Source organism: Bartonella sp. MM73XJBT (genome assembly GCF_028618465.1).
In the GTDB taxonomy this organism is placed as follows: domain Bacteria; phylum Pseudomonadota; class Alphaproteobacteria; order Rhizobiales; family Rhizobiaceae; genus Bartonella.
In genome coordinates this window covers 1-7,563 of record NZ_JAQISY010000020.1, presented here as the reverse complement: position 1 = coordinate 7,563, position 7,563 = coordinate 1, and the positions used below count along the sequence as shown (strand labels likewise).

Here is a 7,563-nt window from a genome sequence, read left to right as displayed (position 1 = left end):
CACCACAACACACAGCTACACCAGCAGTAAAACCCAAAACCTTGCCCCACCAACAAGCCTCAACAACTCCACAAACTTGCAGGAGGACAATACCAACACGAGCAAAACCACCGCTACAACAGACCACGCCTCAAACACAGGCAGCCAAAATCATACCCCACCAACAAACACGCAAAGCTCAGGGCATTCACCAACAAACCCCAACACCCCCACACCCATACAGGAGAGCCACACCATCTCCCCAACAGGCGATGCATTTTCCACCACAACGCACAACCACACCACCACAAGCTCTTCGATCGCAAACCACACCTCCACCATTAGGAGCGCCACCTGCGCCACAGACAACGCCCTCACCTCTGACCTCTTGCCGCTAAACCAAGCTTTTTCTTCCACCCATTGGAGCGCCAATAGGACCGCCGCCAATAGAACTCTTGTTATCACCGAAGGAGAAATTGATGCACTCTCACTTGCCGCCTATGGATATCCGGCGGTCTCGGTACCGTTTGGAGGAGGCAATGGAGGCAAACAAAACTGGATTGAAAATGAATTTGATCATTTAGAATCCTTTGAAACGATTTTTTTAGCCACCGATATGGATAAACCCGGTGAAGAAGCAGCCCATGAGATTGCCAGCAGGCTTGGTCGTCACCGCTGCTACCGTGTACGCTTACCACGCAAAGATGCCAATGACTGTCTCACCGCAGGGATTGATGCGGCCACCATAAGAGCAGCCTTTTCCGCAGCAAAAAGCTTTGCGCCAGAAGGCTTACGGCACGCCTCAGACTATAAAGATCAAGTCATAGGGCTGTTTTGGCCAGAACCCGAACAACATATTGGTTATACGCTTCCCTATCCAAAATTGAATGGCAAATTGCATTTTCGCCCAGCAGAATTAACGCTCTGGAGTGGAGCCAGTGGTGCAGGAAAAAGCCAATTGTTATCAGACTGCATACCCCATTGGATTTCGCAAAACAGCCGTCTTTGCTTAGCCTCTCTAGAAATGAAAGGCGCACAATCTCTGCGCCGTTTAACCAAACAAACCGGCGGCTTAGAACAACCCACAAGAGAGATGATTGAACGGGTTCTCCAATTTTTAGATGATGGGCTTATTCTTTATGAACATGTGGGCAAATCGAGCGTCAACACCTTGCTCGATGTTTTTGACTATTGCCGCGCGCGTTATGGCTGCGATCAATTTATCATCGACAGTCTCATGCGGCTTGGCATTGCCTCAGATGACTATGCCGGTCAAGAACAAGCGGTTTATAAAATGGTTGATTGGGCTGTTTTAAACAATGTGCACATTCATCTTGTTGCCCATGCCCGCAAAGGAGGGCTCGATAAAGATATCCCAGGCACAGAAGATATTAAAGGCGCCTCAGAGATTGGTGCCAATGCTTTTAACATCATCACCATTTGGCGCAATAGGTCCTTAGAAGACAAAATTTTTGCAGCCTCTCTCACACAAGAAAAAGCAGATTTAGAAAAACGCCCAAGCGTTATTATGAATATTGCCAAACAACGTTCCGGTGATTTTGAAGGCAAAATAGGTCTTTGGTTTGACAAAAAAACCTATCGCTATCGCTGTTCTTGTGAACACCCAGCAACGCCACGGCATTATCTGGAGCGTCCCATCAAGCCCACTCTCTTAAAAAACGCCTCCCCCACCACAAGAGCACACTTTGCTCCCTGATAAAGAAAAGGAGAGAAAAATCCATTGATACCGATCAATACAAACACATTCGAGAACCAAAGCCAACTCCAACCAAATTGCTCGGCTCCTGCAGCAAACAACACCAAGACACATCCCCAAATGCAACCAACCAGCAGACAATTCAAAAGCCACAACGACCTCTGCAAGACTGCATCATCACCCTCCCGCATCAGCAAAGACACGAGCAATTTCAACAGGAGAGCAAACACCAACCCCTTCAAGAATATCCCCCACACAGCAGGCAGACTCTTCACGCCCCCATGCAGCAAACCAAGGATACCCCCAAACAAGCAGGAAAATGTCGTCCCCTTCAACAACAACTCTGAGCTCACAGCTCCACTACCCACACCAGCACAAACAAAACCCAAGTAGGCGGCAATAACACCATAAATCACCACCCACCGCCAAAACAGCCACCTCATCACCCCGCGACACTTGGCAGCCCTATAAAGAAAAGCCACACAAACAACCAAAAGGCACAACGACAGCAAAAACGGCAAAAACCACGAACTCTGTAGCATCAAGCCCCCCATAGCAATAAAATCAAAGAGAAGGCTCACAATGCAGCAAAAATCCCCTCTCTTCAAGCAGAAAATCCCCGCGGGACACGCACACCGCCCCAGCACAAACCTCCACACAACCCTTGTACAGCCCCTCCGCCCCCCTTACATACCCCTCCCTTACACACCCGCACACCCTGCATCCCCCACACAAATCTTCAGATAAACCCCTTCGGATAAAACCATGACAGCACCAAAGCCACCCCCTTAGAAAATTCTCTCTCAGGCAAAAGAGCGGAAACGGATCCCTCGACAAGCATACAGCAGCAGAATTCCACTGCTTTACACAAAAGAAGCAAATGAATCATTTTTAAGGAGACGACATGAACCATCAAGATAAGAGAAAAAACCACATACCAAATTTTGCATCCACCCTTCATGGTGAAGAGCAACCACACATTGGTCACTTAAAAACAAAAGAAATCGTGGTCGAAACAAAAAATCCTTATTTTCAACCCAGTCATAGGGAAAGCTCCTGCAATCCACGCACTATCAAAGCCATTGCCAATGCAAGGAGCCATCCCATTGCGCTTTTATATGCGAAAGGGCATCTGAGCAAAGCACAATATCAAGCAGCAGAACGCTTTTATGTTTATTGGCGTCAAAGTCAGGGCGACCTCCATATGAGTCCTGACTACACACGTGAAAAGGTTGCCTGTAGCCAAGGTTATACACATCCCATTGAACATCAAATAGATGCCTCCAATCATTTAAAAGATATCAAAGTCCAGCTTGGTATTCTTGGCTACTCACTTATCGAACGCGTTGTTGGTTATGGTCAAGCAATCAAAGAACTAAGTGCCTCTAAACGCAAACAAAATTCCCTTGCCGACCATCTGCGAGATTGTCTAGACCTGTTAGCATTTCATTGGGGATATGCAAATCGCACATATTCTGACACCTTCCCCTTTCAATAAGAAAGACAAAACACCATCCCCCCAACAGGCGATGCACTTTCCACCACAACGCACATCCTCGACACCAGCAGTAGAACTCAACGTCTTGCCCCACCAACAAACACACAAAGCTCTAGCTATTCACCAGCCCCCCACATCCGTATAGAAGCCCCCCCACAAGCACAACGCCTTGTGTAACGAACCGCACTCCCAAGACGGAAAGCCATCTCCAAAATCTTACCTCTTCGACCACGGGCGACACGGTTCCCACAAACCACGCGCCCCATACAGAGTGTTTTGCCCTTCTTATTGGCAGCCAAAATCCTAACCCACAAGCAGACACGCAAAGCTCTTATCCTTCACCCATAAACCTTAGCCCCACCCCCGTATAGGAAGGCAACACCACCTTTCTCACCGATCATACTCCAAACGCGCACAGCCACACCATCCCCCCATCACACGAGCCCTCTCCACCCCATGCGCAGTTAACCTACAGAGCCTCCTCCCACACCCCACGTTCCTCAAACGCACAGGAAAAGCCGTATGACGATACCCAAAGGACAACATATTTTGATCAATTGGCAAGCAGACATTGGTGCAATGATTTTAGAAGATTTGAGAAAACAGCAAGTCTGATGAGAAGAAAAGAAATTTCGCAGCTATCAACATGCCAAAAGCGACAAAAAGCACACTCTACCGGCATCCACCAGTACCCACAAGCAGCCATAAACTTCTACCACAAACTCCTAGCGCCAGCTTCCACCAACACACCGCCAGCTCACAACACGAGCCTCACTTCACCGCAAATCCCACCACCACCCCCCCCTGTGCTTGTCATTCAAACCACATTTTTATCAAACAAACCCCACATTTTTATCAAGCAAACCCCACATTTTTATCAAGCAAACCAAGAGAAAAGCCATATGCCAATGCACTCTACGCAGAGTTCTAAGCCGCTCCCTATCCACCCCAAATGCAAGCCCAGCAACTCTCACCAACACGCACCAATGGCACCACAACAACCGATTGCGCAAACGCTCTCTACCGGCATCCACCAGTACCCACAAGCAGCCATAAACTTCTACCACAAACTCCTAGCGCCAGCTTCCACCAACACACCGCCAGCTCACAACACGAGCCTCACTTCACCGCAAATCCCACCACCAACACCCCCTGTGCTTGTCATTCAAACCACATTTTTATCAAACAAACCCCACATTTTTATCAAGCAAACCCCACATTTTTATCAAGCAAACCAAGAGAAAAGCCATATGCCAATGCACTCTACGCAGAGTTCTAAGCCGCTCCCTATCCACCCCAAATGCAAGCCCAGCAACTCTCACCAACACGCACCAGCAATCATCAACACACACCGGTAACTTTCAAGAACAGATTGCGCAAAAAGCACGCTCTACCGGCAGCTATCACCCACCATTTCACTGGAAATATTCCGCATTGAGGTACCTGCATTGTTATAAAACCTGTATTGTTATAAAAATTGACAGTCTTATAAGATCTTTTCCCAATTCCTTGATTTGTGCAGATTTTCATCGATCAAAAACGGGGCATTCTTGCCATTTTTCTTCTGCATAAGCACATTTTCAGAGTTTTTCTTCTCGTTTAAGTGTTCTTTTGGACAAAGAATAAAAAATCACCCCAACAACATGTCACCTATAACACTCTAAAACATTGTATATAGACCACGTTGTGGATAAAGTAGCTCTATTTTTAAAATAGATCATTGCATAATCTTGGAAGAAAAGAACAGTTAATGAATTCTTTCTCTGCTGTATAATATTTCATTATGTTTATTTTCTACCAAGCGAGCAATTTTTAGGCAGAGAGCAGTTTTGCTCATAAAACACAACCCCAAAGAGATCAAACAGCAACACAAAAATATCTCCCTAACAGATCCTAATAACTATAGATTTTTGCGTTTCTTTTACAACGAGAATGACCCGCTAACCTTATTAGCCCATCATTTCAAAGAGGAAAGATGGAAAATCAACGGCTCTCAAAAAGAGAATAATCCATTAAATAAGATCAAAAATCATAAATTTTCTTGACTATTTTATTTACTCACGAATATACCTACCCCTCACCGGGGTGCACTCGACCCTCAAAGAGTGCACCCCGCCCCTCATAGGGTACATCCCAACCCTCAAAGGATGTACCCAAATCTCTTAGAGTGCACCCTACCCTCTTAGAGTACACTCAACCCTTAAGGGTGCACCCAACCCTCATAGAGTGCACCCCACCCTTAAAGGATGCATCCAACCCTCATAGAATGCACCCCAATTTTACAGGGGGCACCCCGACCGTTAAAGGATGCACCCTGCCTTAAGGATGCACCCAACCCTCATAAAGTGCACCCCAATTTTACAGGGGGCACCCCGACCGTTAAAGGATGCACCCTGCCTTAAGGATGCACCCAACCCTCATAAAGTGCACCCCAATTTACAGGGTGCAGCCCAACCCTCAAAGGCTGCACCCCGCCCCTCATAGGATGTGTCTAGCTTTCATGGGTTTTCCCTCTTTCCCATAATGCAAAACAAAAATTTGCGAACAGCTATTTTTGTCACTCCATCATATGAGTATATGGCCTGGAACCTTCAAACCCTCCTTTATAAAACAGAGTTCGAAAGAATTGATTGAAGCAATTAAGGGTAAATTTTGTCAATTTAGAGGCAAAATTCATTCTTTTTTATGAATATTGCATTTTTACTATAATCGTTTAAAATGAATCTATGTATAATACATTTTGATATTTATTTATCAGAAATAAATATAGGAGAAAACTATGAATATCAGATATTTTTTCATAGCAAGTGCAGTAACCAGTGGTTTAGCTCTTGCAATTCAACAGTCTGATTGTATAGTCAATAAGAAACCCTCTCCTATTGTCGCTCCTTATAGTGTTGAGAAAACGAATTTACAGTTTTTTGAACCAATAAGTGGTACATCGGATACATTGAATATACTCTTAAAAGAAAGTAAAACTATAGCAAAATACAGAGCTATAGAAGAAATCTATCATCAAGGTAAAAATTTATTACATGCATTAATTGGCTTTATACGCTCAATTATAATGTATCGTGTACAAATGTTTTTTCTAGAGAGCTAGATAACTGTATAGATAACGGTAATATAAAGTAAAGAAAAACAGATTATTATATATTATAAAGTCTCATATGAAAAAGGCTCCATTTTTATTGGAGCCTTTTTTTACTCTTTAATTTTATCAAAAATGCTTCTGCTTAATTTCAATGATATTATACGAATATTATGATATTTTTATACTTAATAACCACCCTCCCTTGTCCTCAAAAACGATCATTTTTGTCTTCTGTCCAATCTGTCATAAGATTGATATTTTTGACAGCATTCTGATTGCTTATAGGTTGAATGATTCGCTTCACAGCTGTGATAAAGATGGAGAAAGAGCTTGAAAGAGATTTACAAGGGAAGCCACAAAAGGACATGAGAGCCTCTTTCTACTCTCATGATTTTGCCAAGCTTTGCTCTTTTACACTGAAAGGGATAGAAAAGAAGTGAGGAGAGAGAGACGACATGGATGCCTCTGTATGAATGTATTTTATCGCTCTCAAAGCCAATATTTTAACTGATGATTCGTTTTTTCAATGATGGCAGCAGATAAGGCATCATTTTTCAATCATCCTGGTGTTTCAGAACGATACGAACCCAACTGCCAATCACACCAACCAAACGACAGAGAAGAGTAACGACAATAAAATCGAGAGAAGATTATTGATATTCAACAAACAGCTTTCTAAGCTTAAAGAAGCTTGTATAGGATGAAAAATTTTGACCACTTACAAATCAAGACAGCGGAATTTTCTTTCCCTCCAAGCATTTTTTGCCATATCAGCTCACCAAGGAATGGCTTAAAACCATTCTCGTTTAAAGAGGTATGATAAAGGGATATTTTTCATGTTGTTTTCTTTGTGATAAAAATCACACAAATTGCTTTCCTTAAGATGTTTTCATGCTAAAAGCAGCAAAACCAGCAGGCTCTGCGAGAATAAAACCTGCTCCCACAGCCCCATAGCCCTAAAACCACTTTTCTATGGGAGAAATTCATGGGTATCATGCTGCGAGGGACATACCTACAAGTAAACGGAGTATAAAGGTGCTCTATAAAAAATCATTCAGCAAAGCGGGGTCATTCCCTCACAAACAACCAGAGACTTTGGCAACCTTATAGACACATCCCCAAAGACAACAAAGAGGAAAGAGTGGTGCAACTGGGATAAAGACAACAGCATACACAGCAAGAATTTTGAGCAACATAAAAACAGCAAAAAAATTGCTCTTCTTCCACGCGATTAACTCCCAGTCTTCGAGAATGGAGAGAGGAAAGACCTTTGCA

The 7,563-nt window shown here is 43.9% G+C and carries 8 protein-coding genes; 5 read left to right on the top strand and 3 right to left on the bottom strand.

Features of this window, described 5'->3' with window-relative positions:
• Positions 1-1,696 (top strand): bifunctional DNA primase/helicase (locus PVV69_RS06930; RefSeq protein WP_273756967.1); only part of this gene is annotated, 1,696 nt, incomplete at its 5' end.
• On the opposite strand, the gene PVV69_RS06925 is transcribed toward PVV69_RS06930, so the two are convergent.
• Entirely contained in the window at positions 1,621-2,238 is a 618-nt protein-coding gene (locus PVV69_RS06925) for a hypothetical protein (protein WP_273756966.1), read from the bottom strand. The genes PVV69_RS06930 and PVV69_RS06925 overlap by 76 nt on opposite strands.
• A 362-nt stretch (positions 2,239-2,600) precedes the next feature.
• On the opposite strand from PVV69_RS06925, the gene PVV69_RS06920 reads away from it, so the two are divergent.
• Positions 2,601-3,194 carry a hypothetical protein gene (locus PVV69_RS06920; RefSeq protein ID WP_273721929.1) on the top strand — a complete coding sequence of 198 codons (594 nt, stop codon included), beginning with the start codon at positions 2,601-2,603 and terminating at the stop codon, positions 3,192-3,194.
• Positions 3,195-3,310: 116 nt separating this feature from the next.
• Here PVV69_RS06920 and PVV69_RS06915 read toward each other — a convergent pair whose 3' ends face one another.
• Positions 3,311-3,520: a hypothetical protein gene (locus tag PVV69_RS06915; protein WP_273756965.1), complete on the bottom strand. Its 210-nt coding sequence runs from the start codon at positions 3,518-3,520 to the stop codon at positions 3,311-3,313.
• Positions 3,521-3,840: 320 nt separating this feature from the next.
• Between PVV69_RS06915 and PVV69_RS06910 the strand changes: the two genes are divergently transcribed.
• From PVV69_RS06910 to PVV69_RS06900, 3 genes are all read left to right on the top strand, one after another.
• Positions 3,841-4,125, top strand: coding sequence for a hypothetical protein (locus PVV69_RS06910; RefSeq protein ID WP_273756964.1), 285 nt, complete (start codon positions 3,841-3,843; stop codon positions 4,123-4,125).
• Positions 4,126-4,146: 21 nt separating this feature from the next.
• The gene (locus PVV69_RS06905; protein WP_273756963.1) at positions 4,147-4,473 is read left to right on the top strand and encodes a hypothetical protein; all 327 of its coding nucleotides are present in this window, start codon (positions 4,147-4,149) and stop codon (positions 4,471-4,473) included.
• Between the two features lie 1,500 nt (positions 4,474-5,973).
• Entirely contained in the window at positions 5,974-6,297 is a 324-nt protein-coding gene (locus PVV69_RS06900; protein ID WP_273756962.1) for a hypothetical protein, read from the top strand.
• A gap of 1,067 nt (positions 6,298-7,364) precedes the next feature.
• Here the strand turns inward: PVV69_RS06900 and PVV69_RS06895 are convergent.
• Positions 7,365-7,563 (bottom strand): hypothetical protein (locus tag PVV69_RS06895; protein ID WP_273756961.1); only part of this gene is annotated, 199 nt, incomplete at its 5' end.